Source organism: Sphingomonas sp. R86520 (assembly GCF_042466285.1).
Classification (GTDB): Bacteria; Pseudomonadota; Alphaproteobacteria; order Sphingomonadales; family Sphingomonadaceae; genus Sphingomonas.
In genome coordinates, this window is the sequence record NZ_JAXHBZ010000001.1 from 1,025,044 (window position 1) to 1,050,260 (window position 25,217).

The 25,217-nt window shown below is 65.3% G+C and carries 19 protein-coding genes and 1 pseudogene; 11 read left to right on the top strand and 9 right to left on the bottom strand.

The genetic code is table 11. The features are described from left to right. Positions 1-236: 236 nt before the first annotated feature. Positions 237-2,357, bottom strand: coding sequence for a S9 family peptidase (locus tag SJY41_RS04895; RefSeq protein WP_380779555.1), 2,121 nt, complete (start codon positions 2,355-2,357; stop codon positions 237-239). Positions 2,358-2,402: 45 nt separating this feature from the next. Then, positions 2,403-3,776, bottom strand: coding sequence for a cytochrome P450 (locus SJY41_RS04900; RefSeq protein WP_380779557.1), 1,374 nt, complete (start codon positions 3,774-3,776; stop codon positions 2,403-2,405). Positions 3,777-3,880: 104 nt separating this feature from the next. On the opposite strand from SJY41_RS04900, the gene SJY41_RS04905 reads away from it, so the two are divergent. Further along, a complete protein-coding gene (locus tag SJY41_RS04905) occupies positions 3,881-4,660 on the top strand; it encodes an SDR family NAD(P)-dependent oxidoreductase (RefSeq protein WP_380779559.1) in 780 nt (259 codons plus the stop codon). A 304-nt stretch (positions 4,661-4,964) separates the two neighbouring features. Here SJY41_RS04905 and SJY41_RS04910 read toward each other — a convergent pair whose 3' ends face one another. Continuing rightward, the gene (locus tag SJY41_RS04910; RefSeq protein ID WP_380779561.1) at positions 4,965-6,584 is read right to left on the bottom strand and encodes a choline dehydrogenase; all 1,620 of its coding nucleotides are present in this window, start codon (positions 6,582-6,584) and stop codon (positions 4,965-4,967) included. A gap of 50 nt (positions 6,585-6,634) precedes the next feature. Beyond that, positions 6,635-7,207, bottom strand: a complete 573-nt coding sequence (locus SJY41_RS04915; protein ID WP_380779563.1) for a TetR/AcrR family transcriptional regulator — start codon at positions 7,205-7,207, stop codon at positions 6,635-6,637. A 100-nt stretch (positions 7,208-7,307) separates the two neighbouring features. Between SJY41_RS04915 and SJY41_RS04920 the strand changes: the two genes are divergently transcribed. The 7 genes from SJY41_RS04920 to SJY41_RS04950 all read left to right on the top strand — a co-directional run bounded on the left by SJY41_RS04920 (position 7,308) and on the right by SJY41_RS04950 (position 17,321). Continuing rightward, on the top strand, positions 7,308-8,561 hold the full coding sequence (locus SJY41_RS04920; protein ID WP_380779564.1) for an acetyl-CoA C-acetyltransferase: 1,254 nt from the start codon (positions 7,308-7,310) through the stop codon (positions 8,559-8,561). After that, positions 8,561-10,099 carry an acyl-CoA synthetase gene (locus SJY41_RS04925; RefSeq protein ID WP_380779565.1) on the top strand — a complete coding sequence of 513 codons (1,539 nt, stop codon included), beginning with the start codon at positions 8,561-8,563 and terminating at the stop codon, positions 10,097-10,099. Before SJY41_RS04920 ends, SJY41_RS04925 begins: the two co-directional genes overlap by 1 nt. After that, positions 10,096-11,193 carry an acyl-CoA dehydrogenase family protein gene (locus SJY41_RS04930; RefSeq protein WP_380779567.1) on the top strand — a complete coding sequence of 366 codons (1,098 nt, stop codon included), beginning with the start codon at positions 10,096-10,098 and terminating at the stop codon, positions 11,191-11,193. Before SJY41_RS04925 ends, SJY41_RS04930 begins: the two co-directional genes overlap by 4 nt. 25 nt (positions 11,194-11,218) lie before the next feature. After that, the gene (locus SJY41_RS04935) at positions 11,219-12,424 is read left to right on the top strand and encodes an acyl-CoA dehydrogenase family protein (RefSeq protein ID WP_380779569.1); all 1,206 of its coding nucleotides are present in this window, start codon (positions 11,219-11,221) and stop codon (positions 12,422-12,424) included. 5 nt (positions 12,425-12,429) lie between these two features. Next, positions 12,430-13,389, top strand: coding sequence for an NADPH:quinone oxidoreductase family protein (locus SJY41_RS04940; RefSeq protein ID WP_380779571.1), 960 nt, complete (start codon positions 12,430-12,432; stop codon positions 13,387-13,389). 19 nt (positions 13,390-13,408) lie between these two features. Next, positions 13,409-14,815, top strand: a complete 1,407-nt coding sequence (locus SJY41_RS04945) for a coniferyl aldehyde dehydrogenase (RefSeq protein ID WP_380784063.1) — start codon at positions 13,409-13,411, stop codon at positions 14,813-14,815. A gap of 142 nt (positions 14,816-14,957) precedes the next feature. Beyond that, the gene (locus SJY41_RS04950; protein WP_380779573.1) at positions 14,958-17,321 is read left to right on the top strand and encodes a TonB-dependent receptor; all 2,364 of its coding nucleotides are present in this window, start codon (positions 14,958-14,960) and stop codon (positions 17,319-17,321) included. Between the two features lie 45 nt (positions 17,322-17,366). On the opposite strand, the gene SJY41_RS04955 is transcribed toward SJY41_RS04950, so the two are convergent. Next, the gene (locus SJY41_RS04955; RefSeq protein WP_380779574.1) at positions 17,367-19,346 is read right to left on the bottom strand and encodes an ATP-binding protein; all 1,980 of its coding nucleotides are present in this window, start codon (positions 19,344-19,346) and stop codon (positions 17,367-17,369) included. Position 19,347: 1 nt separating this feature from the next. Continuing rightward, entirely contained in the window at positions 19,348-20,859 is a 1,512-nt protein-coding gene (locus SJY41_RS04960) for an ATPase domain-containing protein (protein WP_380779576.1), read from the bottom strand. Between the two features lie 156 nt (positions 20,860-21,015). Between SJY41_RS04960 and SJY41_RS04965 the strand changes: the two genes are divergently transcribed. The 3 genes and pseudogenes from SJY41_RS04965 (at position 21,016) to SJY41_RS04975 (ending at position 22,672) form a co-directional block, all read left to right on the top strand. Next, a complete protein-coding gene (locus tag SJY41_RS04965) occupies positions 21,016-21,531 on the top strand; it encodes a DNA-deoxyinosine glycosylase (protein WP_380779577.1) in 516 nt (171 codons plus the stop codon). A 10-nt stretch (positions 21,532-21,541) separates the two neighbouring features. Next, a pseudogene (locus SJY41_RS04970) lies at positions 21,542-22,042 on the top strand (DUF1993 family protein). Between the two features lie 42 nt (positions 22,043-22,084). Next, positions 22,085-22,672, top strand: coding sequence for a DedA family protein (locus tag SJY41_RS04975; protein ID WP_380779579.1), 588 nt, complete (start codon positions 22,085-22,087; stop codon positions 22,670-22,672). Positions 22,673-23,090: 418 nt separating this feature from the next. Here SJY41_RS04975 and SJY41_RS04980 read toward each other — a convergent pair whose 3' ends face one another. From SJY41_RS04980 to epsC, 3 genes are all read right to left on the bottom strand, one after another. Then, positions 23,091-23,309 carry a hypothetical protein gene (locus SJY41_RS04980; protein ID WP_380779581.1) on the bottom strand — a complete coding sequence of 73 codons (219 nt, stop codon included), beginning with the start codon at positions 23,307-23,309 and terminating at the stop codon, positions 23,091-23,093. A gap of 175 nt (positions 23,310-23,484) precedes the next feature. After that, positions 23,485-24,255, bottom strand: a complete 771-nt coding sequence (locus SJY41_RS04985) for a gamma-glutamyl-gamma-aminobutyrate hydrolase family protein (protein ID WP_380779583.1) — start codon at positions 24,253-24,255, stop codon at positions 23,485-23,487. Then, positions 24,252-25,199: a serine O-acetyltransferase EpsC gene (gene epsC, locus SJY41_RS04990; RefSeq protein ID WP_380779585.1), complete on the bottom strand. Its 948-nt coding sequence runs from the start codon at positions 25,197-25,199 to the stop codon at positions 24,252-24,254. The genes SJY41_RS04985 and epsC overlap by 4 nt, the downstream gene beginning before the upstream one ends. Positions 25,200-25,217 lie beyond the last annotated feature (18 nt).

Sequence of the window (25,217 nt, forward strand, 5' to 3'; positions counted from 1 at the left end):
TTGTCCGGGTGCGCGTCGAAGCGGTTCCGGCAACTCTCAACCTTATGTCGCCTGCGACTTTTCGTCGTCTCGAAGCGGGGGCGTTGTCCGACAGTCGGACGGAGCGGTCAATAAATAATTCAATTTTTATATACTGCATCAGCGTCGTCGGCGGCGGATAAGCACAACCCGTGCGCGCCAGAGAGCCAATCTCGTGGCGCGCGTGGGCCTTGGTCTTGCGCTGCAGTACGTCGGACTTACTGGGCCAGGCCTAGCTGCTGCAGCATGAACGCCTGCCATTCCGCGTTCTGGCGGAAGCGTTCGAAGCGACCCGACTTGCCGCCATGGCCGGCTTCCATATTGATCCGGAACAGCAACGGATTGGCATCCGTCTTGCGCTCGCGGAGCTTTGCGACCCACTTGGTGGGCTCGTAATACTGAACCTGGCTGTCCCAGAGCCCGGTGCCCACGTACAAGGCCGGATACGCCTTGGCCGTCACGTTGTCATAGGGCGAGTAGCTGAGCATGTAGTCGTAATATGGCTGCTTGGCGGGGTTGCCCCATTCGTCATATTCGAACGTCGTCAGCGGGATGGATGCATCCAACATCGTCGTGACGACATCGACGAACGGCACCTGCGCGATGATCAGCTTGTAGTCCGCTGGGGCCATGTTGGCGACGCCCCCCATCAGCAGCCCGCCGGCACTGCCGCCCATCGCAGCAACCCGGTCTTTCGCCACGTACTTCTGGGCGACGAGGTAACGGGTCACGTCGATGAAATCGGTGAAGCTGTTCTTCTTGTTCAGCAAATGCCCGTCGTCATACCAGCTGCGCCCCATTTCCTGGCCGCCACGGATGTGCGCGATCGCGTAGACGACGCCGCGATCGAGCAGCCCAATCCGGCCCGGGTCGACGGCAGGATCGGTCGAGATCCCGTAACTGCCATACGCATATTGGAACAACGGCGCGGTGCCGTCGCGCTTGGTACCCTTGGCGTAGACCAGCGACACCGGGATCTTCGTTCCGTCGCGCGCGGCTGCCCAGACGCGTTCGGTGACGTATTTCGCAGGGTCGTAGCCCGGCACCGGCGCAACCTTCAGCACGCGGCGTTCGCCGGTCTTCGCATTGACCTCGTACGTCGTCGTCGGCGTCACGAGCGAACCATAGGTATAGCGTACCCACGGTGTCGCGGTTTCCTCGTTGACGTCCAGCGACATGCGATAGGCGGGCTCATCCGCGGTGACGGGCGTGGATTTGCCCGCGTCGCTCAGCACCCGGATCATCCGATTGCCGCCCTGGCGCTGGTCGATCGCGACGAACCCGTCGAACGGCTTGAAGCCCTCGATGAAAATCGTGTCGCTGGCCGGCGTCAGGTCGCGCCACGCCGCCGTCCCCTTCGCCAGGTCGGCATCGGCTACCGTCACGAGCTTGTAGTTCTTGGCATCGCGGTTGGTGCGGATGATCCAGTGGCTGCCGATGTGGTCGGCACCGTAGCGGAACTCGCGCGCTCTGGGCGCGATGACGGTGAAGTTCGTCGGCGCGGCGGCGGGGGCGCACCGTTGCTCGTCGCTGACCGTGCTGCTCACGCCGATGCAGACGAACTTGTCGTCGGCGGTGCGCGAGACACCGATCGAATAGGTGTCGTCCTTCTCCTCGAAGAGCAACCGATCGCCGGCGACCGGTGTACCGAGGACGTGCGCCTTCACGCGGTATCCGCGCAACGTCACGGGATCCTTCTCGACATATAACAGCGTCTTGCTGTCGTCGGCCCAGACGATGTTCGGTTCGATATTGGTGATGGTGTCCGCATCGGCCGCACCGCTGGCGATGTCCTTGATCCTGAGGACATATTGACGACGGCCGACATTGTCCTCGGCCCAGGCGACACGGCGGTTGTCGGGACTGACCGCCCAGTCGCTCAGCGCGAAGAAGGTATGGCCCTTCGCCATCGTGGACTCGTCGAACAGCGTTTCGGCGGGCGCGGTACGACTGGCCTTGCGGCGCTCGACGATCGGGTAATCCGCGCCCTGCTGGAACCGCGACCCGTAATAATAGCCGTTCTTGGCATAGGGTACCGAGCTGTCGTCCTGTTTGATGTGGGCGACGGTCTCCTGATACAGCTTGGCCTCGAGCGGCTTCAGCGCGCTGAGCTGCGCGTCGGCATACGCGTTCTCCGCCGCCAGATAGGCAAGCATCTCCGGGTTCTTTCGCGTGTCGTCGCGCAGCCAGTAATAGTCGTCGGTGCGCGCGCCGTTTGGCGACGTGACCTGGAACGGCTTCTTCGCGACATGCGGCGGCGAGACCTGTGCGGTCGCGGCGCCAGCCAGCATCACGCCAGCCAGCATGCCGCCTGCCAGCATCATCGATCGTGTCGTCATGTCTCGTTCGCCCCTAGCCCGGATACTCCGCGCGAAGATGACGGATTACCGCGCCGACGCAAGCGGAACGAAGGTGACCGGCAAGCCATCCTTCGGCCGCGGGATCGGAAACACCTGCCATGCGTCACCGCTGCCCGGCGCTGCCTCGATCCGGTAGCGGGTGAGCAGGTGCGCGATCAGCAGCCGCATCTGCATCGTCGCGAAGTGCAGCCCGATGCACATGTGCGCGCCGCCGCCGAACGGCACCCACGCGAACCGGTGACGGCCCTTCGATGCCTCGGGCGTGAAGCGGAGCGGATCGAACGTGTCCGGATCCGGCCAATGCTCCGCCATGTGATGCGTGTAGGTGATGCCGACGCCGACGTTCGTTCCTGCTGGAATATCGAAGCCGCCGAAGCTGAAAGCCCTGAGGGCGCGACGCGGGATCGACGGGACCGGCGGCATCAGCCGAAGCAATTCCTTGAACGCGTATTCGGTCAGGACGAGACGATCGAGTTGCTCGGTCAGCGGCACCGCCGGGTCGAGCGCGGCGGCCTCTTCGCGTAGCCGCTCCTGCCACGCCGGATTGCGCGCGAGCAGCATCACCAGGCTCGTCGCGGACGACGTGATGGTGTCGTGCGCGGCCATCATCAGGAAGTTCATGTGGTCGGCGATCGCCAGCGCGGTCAGCGGCGCGCCGTCGTCATCGGTCGCGCGGCAGAATTGCGAGAAGAAATCTTGCCCGTCGCCAGTCCGCCGCGCCGGGATTTCACGTTCGAAGAAGTCGACGAGATAGGCACGGGCGCGGACGCCCTTGCGCATCTGCGTACCGAGCCAGGGCTTGCGGATCGGCGATACGCTCGCCTGCACCTCGTCGACGAACGCCTGGTTGATCCGGTTTGCCTCGGCACCGAGCGGGACGCCGAGGAAGCTGGTCGCGGCGAGATCGAGCGTCAGTTTCTTGACCGCGTCGTAGAAGCGCACGGTCTGCCCGCTCCAACCGCTGACCGAGGCGGCGATGCCGGCGTCGAGTTCGGTGGCATAATGCCGCATCGGCTCGGGTTTGAACGCAACCGACAGCGCTTTTCGGTCGGCGCGATGCTTGTCGAAATCCATCAGCATCAGGCCGCGCGGGAACAGCAGGTTGAGGATCGGGCCCCAGCCCTGTTCGGACGAGAACAGCTTGTCGCGATCGAACAGGACGAGCTCGTTCGCGTCCGGCCCCAGCAACGTCAGCCCGGTGCCGCCAAGCGCGTTGCTGCGGTAGATCGGGCCGTACCGCGCCGCCATCCGCGCGCCGAATGCGATTGGGTCGGCCAGCAGCTTGAAGGTGTTGCCGACGAGCGGCAGTCCTTCGTCGCCTGGGATATGATCGAGAACGCCCTTTGGCTGGCGCGGTAGCCAGTGTGGAGACGCGTTCTGCAAGGACGCTGCGGTCATCGTCGGATCCCCGTGCAACATGCCGACTTGGCAAGCCTCGAATACGAGCATAACTATTGTTCTGCAACCGGGGCATGAACCGCGGGCTTTGACAGGAGAGATGCATGGACGTCGAACATAGCGCAGCCGTCGTGACCGGCGGCGCGTCGGGACTGGGCGCAGCGACCGCGCGCGCGTTGGCGGCGAAAGGCGCGAAAGTCGCGATCTTCGACTTGCAGGCGGACAAGGGCGAGGCGCTCGCAGCGGAGATCGGCGGGGTGTTCTGCAAGGTCGACGTGACCTCCGACGACAGCGTCGATGCGGGTTTCGCCGCTGCACGCGCTGCTCACGGCCAGGAGCGGATCCTGGTCAACTGCGCCGGCACCGGCAATGCCGCCAAGACTGCAGGGCGCTCGAAGCAGGACGGCTCGATCAAGCATTTTCCGCTCGATGCGTTCGACCGGATCATCCAGATCAACCTGGTCGGCACGTTCCGCTGCCTTGCCAAGTCGGCGGCGGGGATGTTGACGCTGGAACCCGGCGCGGATGGCGAGCGAGGCGCGATTGTCAACACCGCGAGTGCGGCGGCGGAGGACGGCCAGATGGGCCAAGCCGCCTACTCCGCGTCGAAGGCGGGGGTGGTCGGCATGACCCTGCCGATCGCGCGCGACCTGATGAGCGAGGGGATCCGGGTGAACACGATCCTGCCGGGGATCTTCGATACGCCATTGCTGGCGGCGGCGCCGCAGCAGGTGCGCGATGCGCTGGCCGCGTCGGTGCCGTTTCCCAAACGGCTCGGCCGGCCGGACGAGTTCGCCGCGCTGGCGCTGACGATGATCGAATGCGGGTATTTTAACGGCGAGGACGTGCGGCTGGACGGCGCGATCCGGATGGCGCCGCGGTAAGCGTTCGGAGAACGTCCTCACCCTTTCCATTTGGAGAGGGGGAGACGCCGAAGGCGGCGATGGGTGAGGATGGTCCGGCTCCACAGCACGACAACCCATACCCACCCCGGCGAAGGCCGGGGCCCAATCGGGAGGTCGCAGTAACGAACCGCGGCCTTCAGTTGCCAACGTCCCCCGATTGGGCCCCGGCCTCCGCCGGGGTGGTGTTAAGTTTGCTCGGATGGTGTTGGGTTTGCTCGGGTGCTGTTGAGCTTGCTCGGGTGGCGTTCAGGTCGGCGAGGTCGTGCTTGGTGTGGCGCGCGCCTCAGGCCGCCCGCGCCAGCGCGCGCCCCCGGATCATGTCCGCCGCTTTCTCCGCGACCATGATCGTCGGCGCGTTGGTGTTGGACCCCACCAGCGTCGGCATCACCGAGGCATCCACCACCCTCAACCCGCGCAACCCGCGCACGGCGAGCGTCGCATCGACCACCGCCAGCGCATCGTCCGCCGTCCCCATCTTGCACGTCCCCACCGGGTGGTAGATCGTCTCCGCGGTCCGCCGTACCCAGGCGTCGATCTCGTCGTCGGTCCGCACGTCCTCACCCGGTGACAACTCGCCCGTGCGGTACGGATCGAGCGCCGCCTGCCGCGCGACGTCGCGACCGATCCCGACACACGCGCGCATCACCCGGCGATCCTCGGCGGTCGCCAGATAGTTCGCGGCGATCGTCGGGTCGGCGAACGGATCGGCCGAGCGCAGCCCGATCCGGCCGCGGCTCTCGGGGCGCAACTGGCACAGGTGCAGCGTGAAGCCGTCCTCGATCGCCTTGGTCCGCCCGTGATCCTGCATCAGCGCCAGCACGCCGTGGATCTGCACGTCCGGCCGCGACAATCCCTCGCGCGAGGACACGAACGCGCCCGCTTCGAGGAATTGCTGCCGCCCTGCCCCCTTGCCGCGCAACAGATAGTTGAGCCCGATACCGAGCATGCCGATGCCCTTCGTCATCGTGTAGCCGGTGCGCAGCCCCCGCGACTTCCAGTTCATGACGACGTCGAGATGGTCCTGCAGGTTCTCGCCCACGCCGGGGAGTGCGTGCACCACGCCAACCCCCGCTGCGGTCAGCCGGTCCGGATCGCCGATCCCCGACAGTTGGAGGATATGCGGCGACTGCACCGCGCCGGCGCACAGCAGCACCTCGCGCGCCGCCGTCACGCTCTCCGCCCGCGCGCCCTTGTCAAGCACATAGTCGACACCGGTCGCGCGCGCCTGGTCGATCCGGATCCGCGTCGTCCGCGCGCCCGTGACGCAGGTCAGATTACGACGCGACAAGATCGGCCGCAGATAGGCCGCCGCCGTGCTCCAGCGCTTCCCGTCTGCAACGGTCAGGTCGTAGCGGCCAAAGCCCTCCTGGCTCACGCCGTTGAAATCCTCGGTGACGGGATAGCCAGCCTGCCGCCCCGCCTCGACCAGAGCATCGTAGAACGGGCTGTCGGACTCGCCGCCCGAGATCGTCAGCGGCCCGCCGCCGCCGTGCAGATCGCACTCGCCGCGGTGATGCCCCTCGAGTCGTCTGAAATACGGCAGCACGTCGTCGAACGACCAGCCGGGCAGCCCCATCTGGCGCCATTCGTCGTAATCCTGCGGATGGCCTCTCGTATAGATCATGCCGTTGATCGACGAACTGCCGCCCAGCCCCTTGCCGCGCGGCCACCAAAGCCGGCGGCCGTCGAGATGTGGCTCGGGTTCGGTCGTGAAGCCCCAGTTGCTCGGGTTCTTGCTCTTGATGAGTTCGCCGACCCCCGCGGGCATCCGCACCAGCACGCCGTCGTTGCGCCCGCCGGCCTCCAGAAGCAGCACCGTCACCTCGGGGTCTTCGGTCAATCGCGCGGCCAGCACGCAGCCCGCCGATCCCGCTCCGATGATTACGTAGTCATACGTCTTCATGCCCGCATCCTCTTCCTGACGCTCCGTTTCTACGGAGTCGCCGCGCTACGCTAACGCTCGCATAGCAAGGTCAGCAATCCCCTGCGCAAGACGGCACGCTCGATTCCGTCGGCCGCGTGGACTTCGCTGAGGCCGATCGCCAACAACGCATAGGCGCGAGTCGCCGCCTCGACCGGACCGAACCCATGCGCCGTTAACTGTTCGACCAGGAATGCCATGACCTTGTCGTCATGCTCGCGGATCGCCGCCGCCACCCGCGCGTCGCTCTTCGCCCAGGCGCGCATGGCCAGCGCCAACTGCGACATGTCGTGGTCACGCACATGGTCGGCGAAGGCGCGGATCCGCTCGACCGGGTTCAGATCCGACACGGAGAGCGTCTCGACCAGCGGATCGATCTGCGCCTCCACAAAATACCCCGCAAGGGCGGCGTGATATCCGTCGAAATCCTTGAAATGGTGATAGAAACTGCCGGTCGAGGCGCCCAGTGCCTGCGCCAGTCCGCGAAGCTTCAACGCGCGCAGACCGCCGTTCTTCAGCGACTGCAGACCGATTTCCAGCCAGTCACGCGGCGCCAGATCTACGCGCGGTATCGCCGCTTCCTGCATCAATACCCTGCTTGACAAGCCAGTCTCCATAACGAATGTTACGTCGGAACGAAGCCGGACGCAATCCGGCATCAGGCGCCACGACCGGATATAGCGGCGGGTGCAACAGGAGAGCGATGTGGCCGAGGCACTGATCATCGACGCCGTTCGTACCCCGCGAGGGATCGGCAAGACCGGCAAGGGTGCGTTGTCGCACATGCACCCCCAGCATCTCGCCGCGACCGTCCTGAAGGCGATTGCCGAACGAAACAAGCTGGATACGGCCGATGTCGACGACATCATCTGGTCGACCTCGACACAGCGCGGCGAACAGGGGGGCGATCTCGGGCGGATGGCGGCGCTGGATGCGGGCTATGACGTGAAGGCGAGCGGGACGACGCTCGATCAATTCTGCGGCGGCGGGATCACGGCCGTGAACTTCGCGGCGGCGCAGATCATGAGCGGCATGGAAGACCTCGTCATCGCCGGCGGCACCGAGATGATGTCGCTGACCACGACGATGATGCAGGACGATATGGCGGCCGGCAAGCGGCCGATGGGCATGGGATCGGGGAATAGCCGGCTCGCCGAACGCCATCCGCAATCGCATCAGGGCATTTGCGCCGACGCCATCGCCAGCATCGAGGGGATCGACCGCGCGACGCTGGAAGCGCTCGGGCTGGAAAGCCAGCGACGCGCGGGCATCGCGATCGCCGAGGGACGGTTCGATCGCAGCATCGTCCCCGTGACCGACGACACCGGCGCGCTGGTGCTCGACAAGGACGAATACCCGCGGCCGGACACGACCGCCGAGGGTCTCGCCGCGCTCCGGCCTTCGTTCGCGGGGATTGCCGACATGCAGCTCGACGAGACCGGCACGACCTTCCGCAAGCAGATCAACCGGCGCTATCCCGATCTGGAGATCGCGCACGTTCACCATGCCGGCAATTCGTCAGGCGTCGTCGACGGGGCCGCCGCCGTGCTGCTCGCCAGCGCCGACTATGCCGCAACGCACGGCCTGAAGCCCCGGGCGCGGATCGTCGCGATGGCGAACATGGGGGACGATCCCACGCTGATGCTCAACGCCCCGGTCCCCGCCGCGCGGAAAGTCCTTGCGAAAGCCGGGCTGAGCGTCGACGACATCGACCTCTGGGAGATCAACGAGGCGTTCGCGGTGGTCGCCGAGAAGTTCATCCGCGACCTGAAGCTCGACCGCGACAAGGTGAACGTCAACGGCGGGTCGATCGCGCTGGGCCACCCGATCGGCGCGACCGGCGCGATCCTGATAGGTACGATCCTGGACGAACTCGAACGCCGTGACCTGAAACGCGGGCTCGTGACGATGTGCGCGGGCGGCGGGATGGCCCCGGCGATCATCATCGAGCGCGTCTGATGCATCCCGTCGCGCACGCGCAGACGTCGCCCGACAAGCCCGCCTATATCATGGCCTCGACGGGCGAGACGGTGACGTATCGCGAGCTCGACGCGCGGGCAAACCAGGGCGCGCATCTGCTCCGCTCGCTCGGGCTGAAGCGCGGCGACGGCATCGCGGTGCTGATGGATAATTCGGCGCGCTATCTCGAGATAGTCTGGGCGGCCGAGCGGACCGGCGTCTATTGCACCTGCCTGTCCTCGAAACTCACGGCGGGCGAGGCAGAGTACATCATCCGCGATGGCAATTGCCGCGTGCTGATCGCCAGCAATGGGTGTGCGGACGTAGCGGCGGCGTTGGTTCCGATGCTCGACGACGTGCGGCGCTACATGGTCGACGGCGAGATCGACGGATATGCGGCGTACGAAGCCGCGCGCGACGCGATGCGCTCGGACCCGATCGCCGACCCATCACCCGGCGGTATCCTGCTCTACTCCTCAGGCACCACCGGCAAGCCGAAGGGCGTCAAGCACGCGCTGTCGGACGAGCCGTTCGGGACCAACGTCTCGCCGCTCGTGACGCTCGGCAAGGCGCTGTACGGCTTTACGCCGGACATGGTCTATCTCTCGCCCGCGCCGCTGTATCATGCCGCACCCTTGCGCTGGTCGATGTCGGTGCATCAGGTCGGCGGCACCGTCGTCGTGATGGAGCATTTCGATCCCGAGTCCGCGCTCGCCGCGATCGAGCGCTACCGGGTCACGCATGCGCAATGGGTGCCGACGCACTTCATTCGCCTGCTCAAACTGCCGCGCGAAGTCCGCGCTCGCTACGACGTGTCGTCGCTCAAGGCCGTGTGGCACGCCGCGGCCCCCTGCCCGCTACCCGTCAAGCAGGCGATGATCGACTGGTGGGGGCCAATCATCGGCGAATATTACGCCGGTACCGAAGGAAACGGGTTTTGCGCTATCTCCAGCGCGGAATGGCTCGAGCACCAGGGCTCGGTCGGCCGCAACCTAACCGCGCAGACGATGATCTGCGACGACCAGGGCAATGCGCTGCCGGCTCGCGCCGAAGGCGACGTGTATTTCGCGGGCGGCGGCGCGTTCGAATACCACAATGATCCGGCCAAGACCGCGGCGGCCGCTAACGCGCACGGCTGGACGACGCTTGGCGACGTCGGCTGGCTCGACGAGGAGGGCTATCTTTACCTCACCGACCGCAAGAGCTTTATGATCATCTCGGGCGGCGTGAACATCTATCCGGCCGAGATCGAGAATGTGCTCGTCACGCATCCGAAGGTCGCCGACGTCGCGGTGATCGGCGCGCCGGACGAGGAAATGGGCGAACAGGTGGTGGCGATCGTCTGCCCCGCCGACCCGTCCGAGGACCGCGCGCTGCTCGCTGCCGAACTCAACGCGTTTGCCCGTGCGAACCTCAGCCACGTCAAGGCGCCGCGCCGGATCGATTTCCGCGACACGCTGCCGCGGCACGAGACGGGGAAACTCTACAAGCGCCTGCTCCGCGACGAATATTGGGCGCAAGCCAAGGAGTCCTCATGAACTTCGACTATTCCGACGACCAGAAATTCCTGAAGGACGAGGCACGCAAGTTCCTGGCCGCGCACTGCGGCAGCGACCGGGTCCGCGCAGTGCTCGACGATCCTGCCGTCGCGTACGACGCGGGATTGTGGAAAGCGGTCGGCGCACAGGGCTGGCTCGGCGCGGCGATCCCCGAGGAGTTCGGAGGGCTGGGTCTCGGTCACATCGAGCTTTGCGCGATTGCCGAGGAACTGGGGCGGGCCTGCGCGCCGATCCCGTTCGCCTCGACCGTCTATTTCGTCGCCGAAGCGCTGATGACGTACGGCAGCGATGCGCAGAAGATCCGGTGGCTACCCGGGATCGCGGCGGGCGACGTCATCGGTGCGTTCGCAACCTCGGACGGCGCCGGGCCCGTCACCGCACGCTCGATCCGCACGACGGTGTCCGGCGGCAAACTCACCGGCGAGAAGATCCCCGTCACCGATGGCGACGTCGCGGACGTGATCGTCGTGCTCGCCCGCGACGGGCTCTATCTCGTCGAGCAGGGCGCGGGCGTGGCAGTCGAAGTGCTTGAAACGCTTGATCCGACGCGCAGCGCTGCGCGCCTCACCTTCACCGACGCCCCTTGCGAGAAGCTCGGCACCGACAACGGGATGGCCGCGATGCAGGCGGTGTTCGATCGTGCAGCGGTTCTCCTCGCGTTCGAGCAGCTTGGCGGCGCGGACCGGTGCCTCGACATGGCGAAAGGGTATGCGCTCGATCGCTATGCCTTCGGGCGGCAGATTGGCGGGTATCAGGCGATCAAGCACAAGCTCGCCGATATGTACGTGAAGAACGAACTCGCGCGCTCGAACGCCTATTACGGCGCCTGGGCGCTCAACGCGGGCGCCGCCGAACTGCCGCTCGCGGCCGCCACCGCGCGCGTCGCCGCCTCCGACGCATACTGGTTCGCATCGAAGGAAAACATCCAGACGCATGGCGGGATGGGCTTCACCTGGGAGTCCGACTGCCACCTGTATTACCGCCGGTCGCGCCAGCTTGCGCTCGTCGCGGGCAGCCCCGCCGCTTGGCGCGAACGGCTCGTGAGCCAACTCGAAATGCGTAACGCCGCCTAGTCAGGCCGCCCAATCGGAGCAGTACATGGATTTTAAGGACAGCGACGAAGAGGCAACCTATCGCGCCGCCGCGCGCGACTGGCTGGACGCCAACATCGCCGAGCACGACGCCGGCCACTATGACGACGACATGATCAGGGCAAAGGCTTGGCAGGCACGCAAGGCGGCGGGCGGCTATGCGTGCATTACCTGGCCGAAGGAATGGGGTGGAGGCGGCGGCACACCGATCGAAAGCGTGATCTTCGGGCAGGAAGAAGCAAAGCACGCGGTCGACGGCAGCTATTTCACGATCGGCCTCGGCATGTGCGTGCCGACCGTGATGGGGTTCGCCGACGACGCGACCAAGCAGCGCTTCGTCGGCCCGGCAGTCCGCGGCGACGAAATCTGGTCGCAACTGTTCTCCGAACCCGCGGGCGGTTCCGACGTCGCCGCGATCCGTACGCGAGCGGTGCGGGACGGCGACGACTGGATCATCAACGGCCAAAAGGTCTGGACCTCTGGCGCACACTACAGCGATTACGGCATCGTCCTGGTCCGCACCAACCCCGACGTGCCGAAGCATCAGGGCCTGACGATGTTCTGGCTCGACCTGAAGGCGCCGGGGATCGAGATCCGGCCGATCCACCAGATGTCCGGCGGCTCGAACTTCAACGAAGTCTGGTTCAACGACGTCCGCCTCGCGGATGCGCAGCGCCTTGGGCCCGTCGACGGCGGGTGGAAGGTCGCGCTGTTCACGCTGATGAACGAACGTCTCGCGGTCGGCACGAGCGGCGGTGTCGGGCCCGAGGACATCCTCGCCTTTGCAGGCCAGGCCAATGGCGCGGACGGTCCGCTGCTGAAGGACCCTGCCTTCCGCCAACGCCTTGCCGACTGGTGGGTGCAGTCCGAGGGCCTGCGCAATACCCGGATGCGGACGATGACCGCGTTGTCGAAGGGACAGGCGCCGGGCCCGGAAAGCTCGATCGGCAAGATCGTCGCCGCCAACCAGTTGCAGGATATCGGCAACACCGCAGTGGAGGCGGGCGATCAATACGGCATCATCGCGGACCCTGCCCTGACGCCGCTCAAGGGCGCTTTCCACGCCGCGACGATGTGGTCGCCGGGCCTCCGCATCGCCGGCGGGACCGACGAGATCCTCAAGAACATCATCGCCGAACGCGTCCTCGGCCTGCCCGGCGAAATCCGCGTCGACAAGGATCAGGCGTTCCGGGACTTGCCGGTCGGCGCGTGAGGGCGGTGCGCGTTTCTGGCTTGTCGCCGGACCTGTCCGGGGTAGCGCTCGACGATGTCGCCGAGCCCCGGCGCTCGCCCGGCCAGATGCTCGTCCGGATGCGCGCGGCGTCGCTGAACTACCCCGATCTGCTGATGACGCGCGGTGCGTATCAGCTGAAACCGTCCTTGCCGTTCGTGCCCGGCATGGAAGTCGCGGGCGACGTGATCGAGGCGGAGCCGGCCAGCGGGTTTGTGGCTGGAGACCGGGTCGTCTGCGGTACGCGACTTGGTGCATTCGCGGAGATCGTCGCCTGCGATACGAGCCTTGCACGCGCGATCCCTGCCCGCCTCGACTATGCGCACGCGGCATCGATCGGCGTTGCCTACCTCACCGCCTATGTCGCGCTGGTCCGGCTGGGCGCGCTGGCAACCGACGACTGGGTGCTGGTCCACGGCGCGACCGGCGGGGTCGGGCTTGCCACGGTCGATCTGGCGCAGGCACTCGGCGCGCGCGTGATCGCCACCTCGCGCTCGGCGAACAAGTTGCAGGTTCTTGCCGACACCTATTCACCCGCCGCCACCCTGCCCGCGCCCGGCTTTCGGGACGCCGTCCGCGATCTCACCGGCGGCGGCGCGGATATCGTCGTCGACCCGGTCGGCGGCGACGTGTTCGACGAGTCCACGCGCTGCACGGCATTCGGCGGACGCGTACTGGTCGTTGGATTCACCTCCGGCCGCATCGCGACCCTCCCGACCAACATCGCGCTGATCAAGGGTTTCTCGGTCACCGGCGTCCGCGCCGGCGAATATGCCCGCCGCTTCCCCCGACGCGGTGCGGAAAACCTCGACGCGGTCTGGACGATGGCGGCTGAGGGTCGCCTTCGCCCCCGCGTCCATGCCATATACCGCCTAGCCGAATGGCGGGAGGCGTTCGCCGCAATGGCGGTCTCCGAGCATGTCGGCAAGATCGTGCTCGTGCCTTGAAGGACATCCAATGACCGATATGCAGACGATCCTCGCCGCCCAGCGCGATGCGTTCATGGCCGAGCTGCCCGTCACCAGGGCGGTGCGCCTCGATCGACTGAAGCGCGCCGCGGCGATGGTGCGGGACAATGCCGCACGGTTCTGCGACGCGGTGTCGGAGGATTTCGGGCACCGCAGTCGCGAGCAGACGATGATCACCGATATCGGCGCCTCGCTCGCGCCGGTTGCGCATGCCGCCAAGCATCTTGACCGCTGGATGAAACGCGAGCGCCGCCCGGTCCAATTCCCGCTCGGTTTGCTCGGCGCGAAGGCGTGGGTCGAATTCCAGCCCAAGGGCGTGATCGGCATCATCGCGCCGTGGAATTTCCCCGTGAACCTGCTGATGGCGCCGCTCGCGGGCGTGTTGGCCGCCGGCAATCGTGCGATGGCGAAGACCAGCGAATACACGCCCGCGACCGCCGCGCTGTTCGCCGAACTCGCCCGCAAATATTTCGCGCAGGACGAGCTTGCGATCGTCACCGGCGGCGCAGATGTTGGCAAGGACTTCTCCGCGCTCCCGTTCGACCATCTCGTGTTCACCGGCGCGACCGCGATCGGTCGCCACATCCTCCACGCCGCCGCCGACAACCTCACTCCGGTCACGCTCGAACTCGGTGGCAAGTCGCCCGTCATCCTTGGCGCATCGGCGGATATCGCGCGCGCGACCGAACGCGTGACGCTCGGCAAGATGATGAACGCGGGGCAGATCTGCCTGGCGCCCGATTACCTGCTCGTCCCCTCCGCGAACGAGGCCGAGGTCGTCGATGGCATCAAGGCGGCGGCCAGCGCGATGTACCCGACCCTGCTCGCCAACGCCGACTACACCTCGGTCGTCAACGACCGCCACCACCAGCGCCTCACCGACTGGATTGCCGATGCGAAAGCCAAGGGCGCGACGGTCGAGGTCGTGAACCCCGCCAACGAGGACTTCGCCAGCGCGAATTCGCGAAAGATGCCGCTGCACATCGTTCGCGACGCGACCGATGACATGATCGTGATGCAGGAGGAGATCTTCGGCCCGGTCCTGCCGATCCGCCGCTACGACGGGATCGACGACGCGATCGCGCAGGTAAACCGCCGCGACCGGCCGCTCGGGCTCTATTATTTCGGCAACGACGACGCGGAACGTCGGCGCGTGCTCGATCGGACGATCTCGGGCGGCGTGACGCTCGACGATGTGATCTTCCACGTCTCGATGGAAGATCTGCCCTTCGGCGGCAGCGGCCCGTCAGGCATGGGCGCGTACCACGGCATCGACGGCTTCCGCACGTTCAGCCACACGCGCGCTGTCTATAAACAATCGCGCTTGGACGTTGCCAAGCTTGCGGGGTTGAAGCCGCCTTATGGTGCTGCGGCCGCGAAGACGATCGCGCGGATGATGCGCTGATCCGCGCCGGCAGTGTGGCGCACGGGATACGCTTTAAGGCGATTAAGACGAACGTCTCGCAATCGTCTTGGAACTGACGCCGCGGCGTAACCTCGAGCGGCAATGTGCACCGCAGCGCAATCGCGCGCTGCAAAGGGGCTCCATGCACATCATCTCGTCGCTGCTGACCGGCGTCGCGCTCACCGCGCTCGCAGTGCCCGCCGCCGCCCAATCGCTGCCCGACGCAGCCCCGGTCTCACCGGCGGTCGACGCTGTTCCGGATGACACCGGCGCCGGATCCGACATCGTCGTGCTCGGCTTCGGCCAGAGCCGCCAGGTGCAGAGCGTCAGCGCGGTCGATCTGGCGCGTCTCACGCCCGGATCGAGCCCCCTGAAGGCGATCGAGAAGTTGCCAGGGGTCAATTTCCAGGCGTCCGACCCGTTCGGCGCGTATGAATGGGCGGTGCGGATCTCGTTGCGCGGGTTCAACCAGAACCAGCTCGGCTTCACGCTCGACGGGGTTCCGCTCGGTGACATGAGCTACGGCAACGTCAACGGCCTGCACATCAGCCGCGCGATCATCTCCGAGAACGTGGCGCGGACCGAAGTCGCGCAGGGTGCGGGCGCGCTCGGCACCGCGTCGACCAGCAATCTCGGCGGCACGATCCAGTTCTTCAGCGACAAGCCGCGGGACATGCTGACGGTGACCGGTGGCGGCACCTATGGCTCGGACAACACGTATCGCGGTTATGCTCGCCTCGACAGCGGCGATCTCGGCGGCGGATTAAAGGGCTCTCTCAGCTACGGCTACCTCACCACGGACAAGTGGAAGGGCGACGGCGTCCAGCGGCAGCACCAGGCGAACGGCAAGATCGTCAAGGATCTCGGCACGCTGGGTAGCCTGTCCGCGTTCCTGAACTTCTCCGACCGGCGCGAGCAGGATTATCAGGATCTGAGCTACGACATCATCCGTCGCCGCGGCCTGCGCAACGACAACATCGCCGACAACTACCCGCTCGCGCTGCAGATCGCCAAGACCTACCAGAACCAGGCGGCCGTCGCGGGCGGCGCTGCACGGCCATGGGCCAATGTCGGCACGACCTTCCCGGCCGGGTTCGGAACGGTCGACGATGCTTATTTCGATGCCGGCGGCGTGCGGCAGGATTATCTCGGCGGCGTCACGCTGAACGCGAACCTGACGCCTGAACTGACGATGGTCACGACCGGCTATTATCATGACAACAAGGGCCAAGGCTCGTGGATCACGCCCTATTCGCTGACCCCGGCCGGCGCGCTGAACCAGGATGGCAGCGCGATCACGGCTAAGAGCCCGCTGAGTTTCCGGACGACGGAATACAGCATTAAGCGCGGTGGTGCGCTCAGCAACCTTGCCTATGAAACGGGTGCGAATACCTTCGAGATCGGCGGCTGGCTGGAGACGAACACCTTCACGCAAGCGCGTCGATTTTACGGGATGACCGACAGCGCAACGCCGAACCGCGACGTCCTGGAATTCCAGAAGAACCCGTATGCGACGCAATGGCACGGCAAATACGCGACCGATACGATGCAGTATCACGTCGAGGATTCACTGAAATTGATGGACGACCGGCTGGTCATCAATGCCGGTTGGAAAGGCGCCTACGTCGTCAACCGTGCGACGATGTTGCCGGATACGACGTCTCCGCTCGCGGTTGGACGGATTTCGGCAAAGGACTGGTTCCAGCCTCAGGCCGGCATCCTGTTCAAACTGGCGCCGGCGGCTGAGATCTTTGCCGACTATACCGAGAACATGCGGGCCTTCGTCTCCTCGGCGACGACCGGCCCGTTCGCGGCGAACCAGGCCGGCTTCAATGCCGTACTCGGCCGCCTCAAGCCGGAGCGCTCGAAGACGGCGGAAGGCGGCGTGCGGTTGCACAGCGGGCCGTTCCAGGCATCGGCGGTCGGCTATTACGTCGACTTCTCGAACCGCCTGCTCGCGTTTGCGAACGGGGTCGGCATCCTCGGCAACGCGCCGACGCTTAACAATGCCGGCAGCGTGCGTACCTACGGCGCGGAAGTCTCCGCCAATTACCGCGTGTTCCGCCCACTCTCGCTGTTTGCGAGCTATTCCTATACCAATGCGGAATATCAGGACACGGTCACCGATGCGGCCGGCAAGCTCCAGGTCAGCAAGGGTGACACGGTCGTCGATACGCCCAAGCACATGGTCAAAGGCGAGATCGTGCTCGAACAGTCGGGGTTCACCGGCCGGGTCGGCGCGGACTATATGAGCAAACGCTACTTCACCTATCTGAACGACCAGTCGGTGCCCGCTCGCGTTCTGGTCGATGCCAGCATCGGCTACCGGTTCGACGGGGAAGGCGTGCTGCACGGCGTGGCGATCGAAGGTAACGTCACCAACCTGACCAACAAGAAGTACATTTCGACGATCGGGTCGAACGGCTTCACGGCAAGCGGCGACAATCAGACGCTGTTGGCAGGCGCACCGCGGCAATTCTTCGTATCGTTGAAGAAGGGCTTCTGACGCAGACCGTCGGGTCGGACCGGGCGATATCCGCCCGGTCCGACCTTAGTCTACCGCGCGCAGCTTCGGACGGGCTGGCGGCGACTGGCGAAGCAGTTCGTCGACGCGTGCAGCGAGGTCGGTCTGGCGGAACGGCTTGGAAAGCCGGACCACGCCGTCCGGAACGTCCTCGCCTGCCGCGGCATAGCCGGTGACGAGAAGCGCGGGGATACGGGTTCCCGACGCCCAGATTTCGCTGATCAGTTGACCGCCGGTCATGCCGGGCATGAGATAATCGCTGACGAGGATGTCGGCTTCCACGCCGGAGCGGATCGCCGACAAGGCCTGGCTGGCAGACGCCATCTCGACCACGATATAGCCGATATCGCGCAACATGTCGGCGGTCGCCGCCCGCACGAGATCCTCGTCGTCGACCAGCAGCACCTTGGCCGCACGCCGCGCGATGACTGGTTCGGCAGCATTCTCGATGGTGTCGGCCGCCGCTTCCTCGGTCGCGGGCAACCACAGCTCGACACTCGTTCCGGCACCCGGCTCGCTGGTCAGCCGGAGCGTACCACCCGATTGGGCGGCGAGCCCGTGGACCATCGACAGGCCAAGGCCAGTGCCCTTGCCGACGCCCTTGGTCGAGAAGAACGGCTCGGTCGCGCGCGCCAGTGTCGCGCGATCCATGCCGACGCCGGTATCGATCGAGACGATGCGGATATAGCGATCCGGTGCGAGACCGATCAGGTTGCGCTCGTCGACGACGACTTCGCTCACCGACAACGTCAGTTTGCCGCCACCGGGCATCGCGTCGCGCGCGTTGATCGCGAGATTGAGCAGCGCGAGCTCGAGTTGGTTGGGATCGACCCGCGCCGAGGACAAATGACGCGGGATCTCAATCGTGACGGCGATCGAGGGCCCGAGCGAGCGTCGCATCAGATCGACCAGCCCGTCGATAAGCGCACCGATATCGACGGCCTTGGGCTGCAGCGCCTGCCGCCGCGCGAACGCTAGCAATCGCTGGGTGAGCGTCGCCGCCCTCTCCGCTGCCTGGAGCGCGCCACCAATCATCCGCTGCGTGCGCTCGTCGTCCTTGTGGCGCCGACGGAGCAGGTCGAGACTGCCGACGATGGGAGTCAGCAAATTGTTGAAATCATGCGCGACCCCGCCGGTAAGCTGGCCGATCGCATCCATCTTCTGCGCCTGGGCGAGTTGTGCGTCGGCTTCCTTGCGATCGGTGACGTCGGAGATGACGCCGGTCATCCGCGCCGCCTTGCCGGTATCGTCGTACCGAACGCGGCCCTTGGCGACGAGCCAGCGCGATTGCCCGTCAGCTGCGTCGATCCGAAACTCGATGTCGAGCGCGCCCGTCCGCGTCGCGTCGTTCATCGCCCGCACGACGTTTGCCCGCTGCTTGACGTCGATATGGCTGGTGAAGACGTCCATGTTCCAGTCGGCGCGCCCTTCCGGGTAGCCGTATATGGCGTCATGGCGAAGCGTGCGGCGGGTTTCCCCGGTCGCGAGGTCGATATCCCAGCTGCCCATCCCGGCAGCTTCGAGCGCGATCTCCAGGCTTTCCCGTGCGGATCGCAACTCTGCGGTCCGGTCGAGCACGGCGCGCTCCAGCGTGACGGCAACATCGCGCAGCTCATACTGACGCCGTCGGGCGGCCAGTGCGGAACGAACCGCGCCCAGCATCGCCTCGGCGTGCAGCGGCCGTTCCAGCAACAACACGTTGCCGAGGTCGCCGAGCCGCTGCGACGCGCGTACCGTGCGCGGGGTCTTCGTCCCGTTAGCGAGAACGACGAAGGGGATGTCCGCCCAGTTCGGCTGTGCGGCGACCCAATCGGCCAGCGCAGATGGCTCATCGGTCGTCAGCGCCTCCTCGGTCAGCAGGACCGCGCCAGCCCCTTTGCCAAGCTCTGCGAGGAGGTCATCCTGATCGCGACATATCATCGCCGCGACGGCATTCCGGCTCAGCAAGTCCGAGGCTATCACCGCGTCGCGGCCGCGTGGCGCAAGGATCAGGACACGATCCTCCATATCAGTCGCGAATGTCCCGCATTCCCATTCGACTGGCCATCAACGTCTTTCCTTCGCCGGAGAATGTCGGGACTCCGGTCAGCACACCCTGGAATTCGCGTAAGGGTTCGCCGACCAGCAATCCGTTGCTACCGATCTGAAACTCCCGGATCGTGCGTTCGTGCCGTGCCGTGCGCGTCTTGATGACGGAAATCGCCTGCCGCACTTCGCCGTGCGCTTCGAAATAGCGAAGCTGGACGATCGTGTCCGACAGATAGCTCAGGTCAACGTCCGACCGGACTTCGCCAGTGATGCCGTGAAGACCCAGGATCAACAGGCTGACGATCCCCTTCTGGCCCAGATACGTCAGCATCTCGTGCATCTGCAGGATCAGGAACTGCTCGTTGGGCATCGCCTGGAGATAAGCGTTCAAGCTGTCGATCACGACGACCTTCGCCCCGTGATCCTCGACCGCGGCACGCACCGCGCCGGAGAATTCGCCAGGCGACATCTCGGCCGGGTCGATCGCGCGCAGTTCGAGTTGCCCGTTCTCGACGAAAGGCGTCAGGTCCATGCTTAGCGATGCGCTCCGCTTGAGCAGTGTCGGCAACCGCTCGTCGAACAGGAAATACGCCGCCCGCTCGCCACGCTTCAACGCCGCGATCATCGACTGGACCGAGGCGGTGGTCTTGCCAACGCCGGCAGGGCCGGTCAGCAACGTCGCCGTTCCAGGGATCAGTCCTCCGCCGAGCAACGTGTCGAGCTCGGACGATCCGGTCGAAACCGCATCGTCCGAATAAGGCGTCGCGTGTTCGGACGCGACCAGCCGAGGGTAGACCGAGAGGCCACCCCGTTCGATCTCGAAATCATGGTAGCCGCCGCGGTAGCGCACACCGCGCATCTTCACGACATGCAGGCGCCTGCGTTGCGCGCCGAACCCCGACAATGTCTGTTCGAGCGAGATCACGCCGTGCGCGATGCTGTGCAGCTGGAGGTCGCTGCCGGATCCGCTCTTGTCGTCGAGGAACAGCACCGTGCAGGCACGCGTCGAGAAGAAGTGCTTGAGCGCGAGGATCTGCCGACGGTAGCGGATCGGGCTCTGCGCGAGCAGGCGGAGTTCGGAGAGGCTGTCGATCACGACCCGCCTCGGACGCAGTTCATCGACCTTGTCCATCACGTCGCGGATGGTCTCGCCCAGCTCGACTTCGCTGGGATGGAGCAAGGTCTGTTCGTGATCTTCGCCCAGGCCGTCGGCCGGCACCATCTCGAACAGGTTGAGCGGGTCGAGCGACCAGCCGTGGGTCGCTGCTACCGCGCGCAACTCAATCTCGGTTTCCGCGAGCGTAATATACAGTCCGGTTTCACCGACCGCTGCGCCGGCGAGCAGGAAGCCGAGGCCCAGCGTCGTCTTGCCCGTGCCCGGCGTTCCCTCCACCAGATACATGCGGTCGGGGGTAAGTCCGCCGTTGAGAATATCGTCCATGCCAACGATGCCCGTTCCGGCAAGCGCCGGCAATTGTCCGTCCTGTGCCAACCCGGCATCCTTCTGTCGATCAAGCCTACGCGTATAGCGTGACGAATTGCGTCGATGATAGGATAGAACAGTTCGATCGCATAGTCTTGTGGCGGCCTGGGCCTCCTTGGCACCGCGATATCGACGCCACGACCAGACAGGCAAATAAGGACCCAGATGCCGCTCAAGCACTCTTTTCCCCCGATCGCCGATCCCGATGCACGGGTGCTGGTGCTGGGTAGCCTTCCCGGTGACCGTTCGCTAGCAGCTCACCAATATTATGCACATCCGCAGAACCAATTCTGGCGGCTCATGACGCCCGTCGTCGCTGTCGACCTGGCAACGCTAGCGTATGAACAGCGGCTGGCGGCGTTGCGTGCGGCCGGCGTGGCGTTGTGGGACGTCATCGGATCCGCGCGGCGCCCCGGCAGCAGCGACGCAGCGATAGTCGACATCGCGGGAAACGATATCGCGACGCTGATCGATCGACTGCCCTCGCTTCGGGCCGTAGCGTTCAATGGCGGAACCGCGCTGAAACAGGGCCTGAAACTGTTGGGAAAAGACTTTCGGGGGCCGGCGGTCGTCGCACTGCCGTCGAGCAGTCCGCTGCACACGATCGGCCTGACGGCCAAACAACCCGCTTGGAATCAACTGCGCGCGTTCCTCCTCGACCGGTCGGTATCGCGCGCCTAGGCTAAGGCGCATGACCAGTCTCTACGATCTCACCGTTCCCGCCTTTCGTCGCGGTTTCGCCAGTCTTTCGGCGATCCTCACGATCGGAGAGACCTATGCCCGGGACCAGGGTATCAGCGAAGCCGACCTGCTCGGGTCTCGCCTGATCGAAGACATGGCGCCGCTGACCGCACAGGTCCAGCGCGGCAGTGACACGGCGAAAGGCGCGATGGTGCGTATCGGCGGCGTCCCCACTGTATCGATGGCGGACGAAGAGACCAGTTTCGCCGAGCTTCAGTAACGCATCGCGGCGACCCTCGCATTCCTCGACGGGGTGCCGCGCGACGCGATCGACGGGAGGGAGGGCGCACCGGTCACGCTGGTCACCCCCAGCCAGACGTTTGAATTCACGGCACAAAGCTATGTGCTGGGTTTCGTGCTGCCCAATTTCTACTTTCACCTGACGACCGCGTACGCAGTGCTGCGGATGCGCGGCGGGCCAATCGGCAAAATGGATTATCTGGGCCGGTAAACATCGCTGGCGAAGTCTGCGATGCTGCGGCAAGGCGCGGCGATGTCGATCGAAACGCTTATCGCGCAATATGGCCTCGCCGCGATCTTTCTCGGTGCGGGTCTGGAGGGTGAGACCGCCGTCGTTACTGGCGGCGTTCTTGCCCACCAGCATCTCCTGCCGCTTTGGGGTACGGCCGCCGCTGCCGTCGGTGGATCGTTCGCCGCCGACCAGGTCTTCTTTCTCGCCGGACGGCGGTACCGCGATACGGCACGCGTCCGCAAGATTGCGGCAAAGCCCGCCTTCGCAAAGGCGCTCGATACGCTCGAACGTCATCCGACGATCTTCATCCTCGGATTTCGCTTCCTGTACGGCCTGCGCACGGTCAGTCCGATCGCGATCGGCACGTCGCACGTTCCGGCCCGGACCTTCCTGTTGCTGAATGCGGTCGCGGCTGCCGTCTGGGGCGTCCTGTTTACCGGCATCGGGTATCTGTTCGGCGATACGTTGCTCGATGCGGTCCACAGTATAATGCCGAAACACAAACTCGCTGGCGTCGCGATCCTTGCGGTGGTGATCGCCGGCGTATCGGGGGCAATCCGCTTCTGGCGCAGGCGACAGTCCAACACGGCCACGTCGCGCAAGTCCTGACGCAAACTGCCCGTGCTTTCAGGACGGGCGGCCTGAACGACGGGTGAGCAATGGCGTCGCCGACACGTTCGGTGTCGTCACGCTCTGGCGGCTGAAAGACGCCGTACAAGAAAAGTGGCCCGGCGGAGGGACGCCACCGGGCCACGAGGTTCCGTCTAGGGAGCTTCACTTCGCCTCGACGTTGCCCCCTTCTAATGCATACTCAACGAATGGGAATAGAATTTTGAAGTGTTGGCGTTGAGCCGAGTGTAAAACACGATCAAACATTTCAGTGTTTATGCACTTCCACGTAAGCAGCGGCTGAATTAAAAATGGCGGCGTGTCCCATCATCGAATGGAACACGCCGCCATAATTATGACTGCTTAGCATGGAATCACGAGAGCCGCGATACGCTACGCCGAAACTGTCATCATCCGATTAGAATGCGTTGCCGCTGCTATTCAGTTCGGCCGAATTCACCAGATCGTCCGAGTTGCTCGTCTCGATCCCATCGACTGCCGACAAATTCGCGTCAGTATCCTCGACGACCGTGTTCGTCTCGATGTCGACAGAATTCGACGTTGCTGCCGGCTTGGAGCATGCGGCCAGGCCAAGGGCCATGACTGCAATCATTGGCACGATCGTGATCTTCTTCATCGAATGGTCTCCGTGATGACTAGTGCAGAATTACGGACGCATAGTGCGACACTGATCCTGGAACCGAAAGCTACCGAGCGCGATTGCGAAACGCAATACCCTATCTTAGCGCTATGATTTAATAGCAACGAATGTGCGGTACGGACGTCGGTCCAGCCGTAGAGCGGACCCAGAATCACCGCGGCGGACGCGAGCCTAGTGATTGACCTATGAGCGAAAAGAACGCCTGGCTCGACGGGCTTGCCGTGACGTCCCATTCGGGGTGCCATTGCACGGCCAGAACGTCGCCGCCGCAAGGTCTTGCCGAGAATGCCTCGATCAGGCCATCGGCAAGCGCCTCAGCCTCGACGCGAAGGCCGCTGCCGAGCCGCGCGATGCCCTGGCGATGGACCGACGTCACCGATAGGCTCTGCCGCGCCGTAGCAGTCGCGAGCAGGCCGCCGGGCCGCAAGGTGACGTCGTGGACATGGTCGAACAGTGTTTCATATGCGGTTTCGTCGTCGGTCGAGCGATGATGACCATCCTCCAGAGAATCTGTCAGCGTTCCGCCGAACAGCACATTCAACTCCTGCAAACCGCGACAGATACCAAAGACGGGCCGCCCTGCCTCGATCATCCGACCCGCGAGTTCGAGCGCAACCGTGTCGCGATCAAGGTCGAGCGCGTCGTCCGTCGCATCGGCCTTGCCGTACCGAGCGCCGGCTACGTTCGACCGAGACCCGGTCAGCAGCAGCCCGTCGAGCCGAGCGGCCAGCGCGCGCGTATCCATCGCATCCGCTACCGCGGGCACCAGCAGGACCGTTGCGCCGGCATACCGGACCAGCGGCTCCACGAACCGCGTCGCGACCGCCTGGATCGGCCGGTCCGCGATCTCGTTGCAGCACAGCACGCCGATGACCGGCTTTATCGGTCCCCCCTCGTCCCGGCAGCAGGCGAAGCGCCTCATGCAGCGCGTCCGCGCAACGTTTCATGCAACTGGTCGGCCGCGAATCCGGCCAGGATCGTCGCGACAGGTTGCGCCACCACGCTGCCCGCCGGTACGTCCTCCAGCAGCCAGACATTGCCGCCGATCGTGGCACCCTGCCCGATCGTCACGCGGCCGAGGATCGTCGCGCCCGCATAGATCACCACGTCGTCCTCGATGATCGGATGCCGCGCGAGGCGTTCGCGCGCCGAGACGTGGGTCACGCCGAGCGGACTGCGGGCGCCGAGCGTGACGTGTTGATAGAGTTGCACCCGGTCGCCGATGATCGCGGTCTCGCCGATCACGACACCGGTGCCGTGATCGATGAAGAAGCTGCGACCGATGGTGGCGCCGGGATGGATGTCGATCCCGGTGCGATTGTTCGCGAGCTCGGAGATGATCCGCGCGACGATCAGCGCACCCAGGCCGTACAGCGCATGGGCGATCCGGTGGTATAATATGGCGACGATTCCGGGGTAGCAGATGAGGATCTCGTCGGTGCTGCGGGCTGCCGGATCGCCCAGGAAAGCCGCCCTGACGTCGTCGTCGACCAGTTCGCGGATCGGTCCGAGTTCCGCGCAGAACAAACCGATGATCATCGCCGCGTGACTGACGTCGAACGCTAGTACCGCCTCTTCCTGCCAATAGGCGAACTCGCTTTCGACCTGCCGCTGCAGTCTCGACAACGCCTCGCGCAGACGCGTCTCGACGAAGACATCCTCCTGTTCGATCGACCCGGAGAACATCCCGAGACGACCGGGAAACAGCGCTGCGACGAGATCGTCGACGGCGCGTCCCGTCTCCGCGAGCGAGGGAAACCGCTCGACGCTGAGGCGGCCGTCGGTCCCCTTCCGCCACGCGACGCGGGCCCCGCGGAGCTCTTCGATGGTGGTCGCCAGATCGATGCCGTCGGCAGCGTGGGCCATGGTCATATCCTTCGACAC

Coding starts and splice junctions, on each gene's coding strand:
- SJY41_RS04965 (WP_380779577.1), top strand. CDS start 21,016: ATGCCGCTCAAGCACTCTTTTCCCCCGATCGCCGATCCCGATGCACGG.
- SJY41_RS04925 (WP_380779565.1), top strand. CDS start 8,561: ATGCATCCCGTCGCGCACGCGCAGACGTCGCCCGACAAGCCCGCCTAT.
- SJY41_RS04895 (WP_380779555.1), bottom strand. CDS start 2,357: ATGACGACACGATCGATGATGCTGGCAGGCGGCATGCTGGCTGGCGTG.
- epsC (WP_380779585.1), bottom strand. CDS start 25,199: ATGGCCCACGCTGCCGACGGCATCGATCTGGCGACCACCATCGAAGAG.
- SJY41_RS04910 (WP_380779561.1), bottom strand. CDS start 6,584: ATGAAGACGTATGACTACGTAATCATCGGAGCGGGATCGGCGGGCTGC.
- SJY41_RS04980 (WP_380779581.1), bottom strand. CDS start 23,309: ATGAAGAAGATCACGATCGTGCCAATGATTGCAGTCATGGCCCTTGGC.
- SJY41_RS04985 (WP_380779583.1), bottom strand. CDS start 24,255: ATGAGGCGCTTCGCCTGCTGCCGGGACGAGGGGGGACCGATAAAGCCG.
- SJY41_RS04905 (WP_380779559.1), top strand. CDS start 3,881: ATGGACGTCGAACATAGCGCAGCCGTCGTGACCGGCGGCGCGTCGGGA.
- SJY41_RS04935 (WP_380779569.1), top strand. CDS start 11,219: ATGGATTTTAAGGACAGCGACGAAGAGGCAACCTATCGCGCCGCCGCG.
- SJY41_RS04930 (WP_380779567.1), top strand. CDS start 10,096: ATGAACTTCGACTATTCCGACGACCAGAAATTCCTGAAGGACGAGGCA.
- SJY41_RS04950 (WP_380779573.1), top strand. CDS start 14,958: ATGCACATCATCTCGTCGCTGCTGACCGGCGTCGCGCTCACCGCGCTC.
- SJY41_RS04900 (WP_380779557.1), bottom strand. CDS start 3,776: ATGACCGCAGCGTCCTTGCAGAACGCGTCTCCACACTGGCTACCGCGC.
- SJY41_RS04975 (WP_380779579.1), top strand. CDS start 22,085: ATGTCGATCGAAACGCTTATCGCGCAATATGGCCTCGCCGCGATCTTT.
- SJY41_RS04945 (WP_380784063.1), top strand. CDS start 13,409: ATGCAGACGATCCTCGCCGCCCAGCGCGATGCGTTCATGGCCGAGCTG.
- SJY41_RS04955 (WP_380779574.1), bottom strand. CDS start 19,346: ATGGAGGATCGTGTCCTGATCCTTGCGCCACGCGGCCGCGACGCGGTG.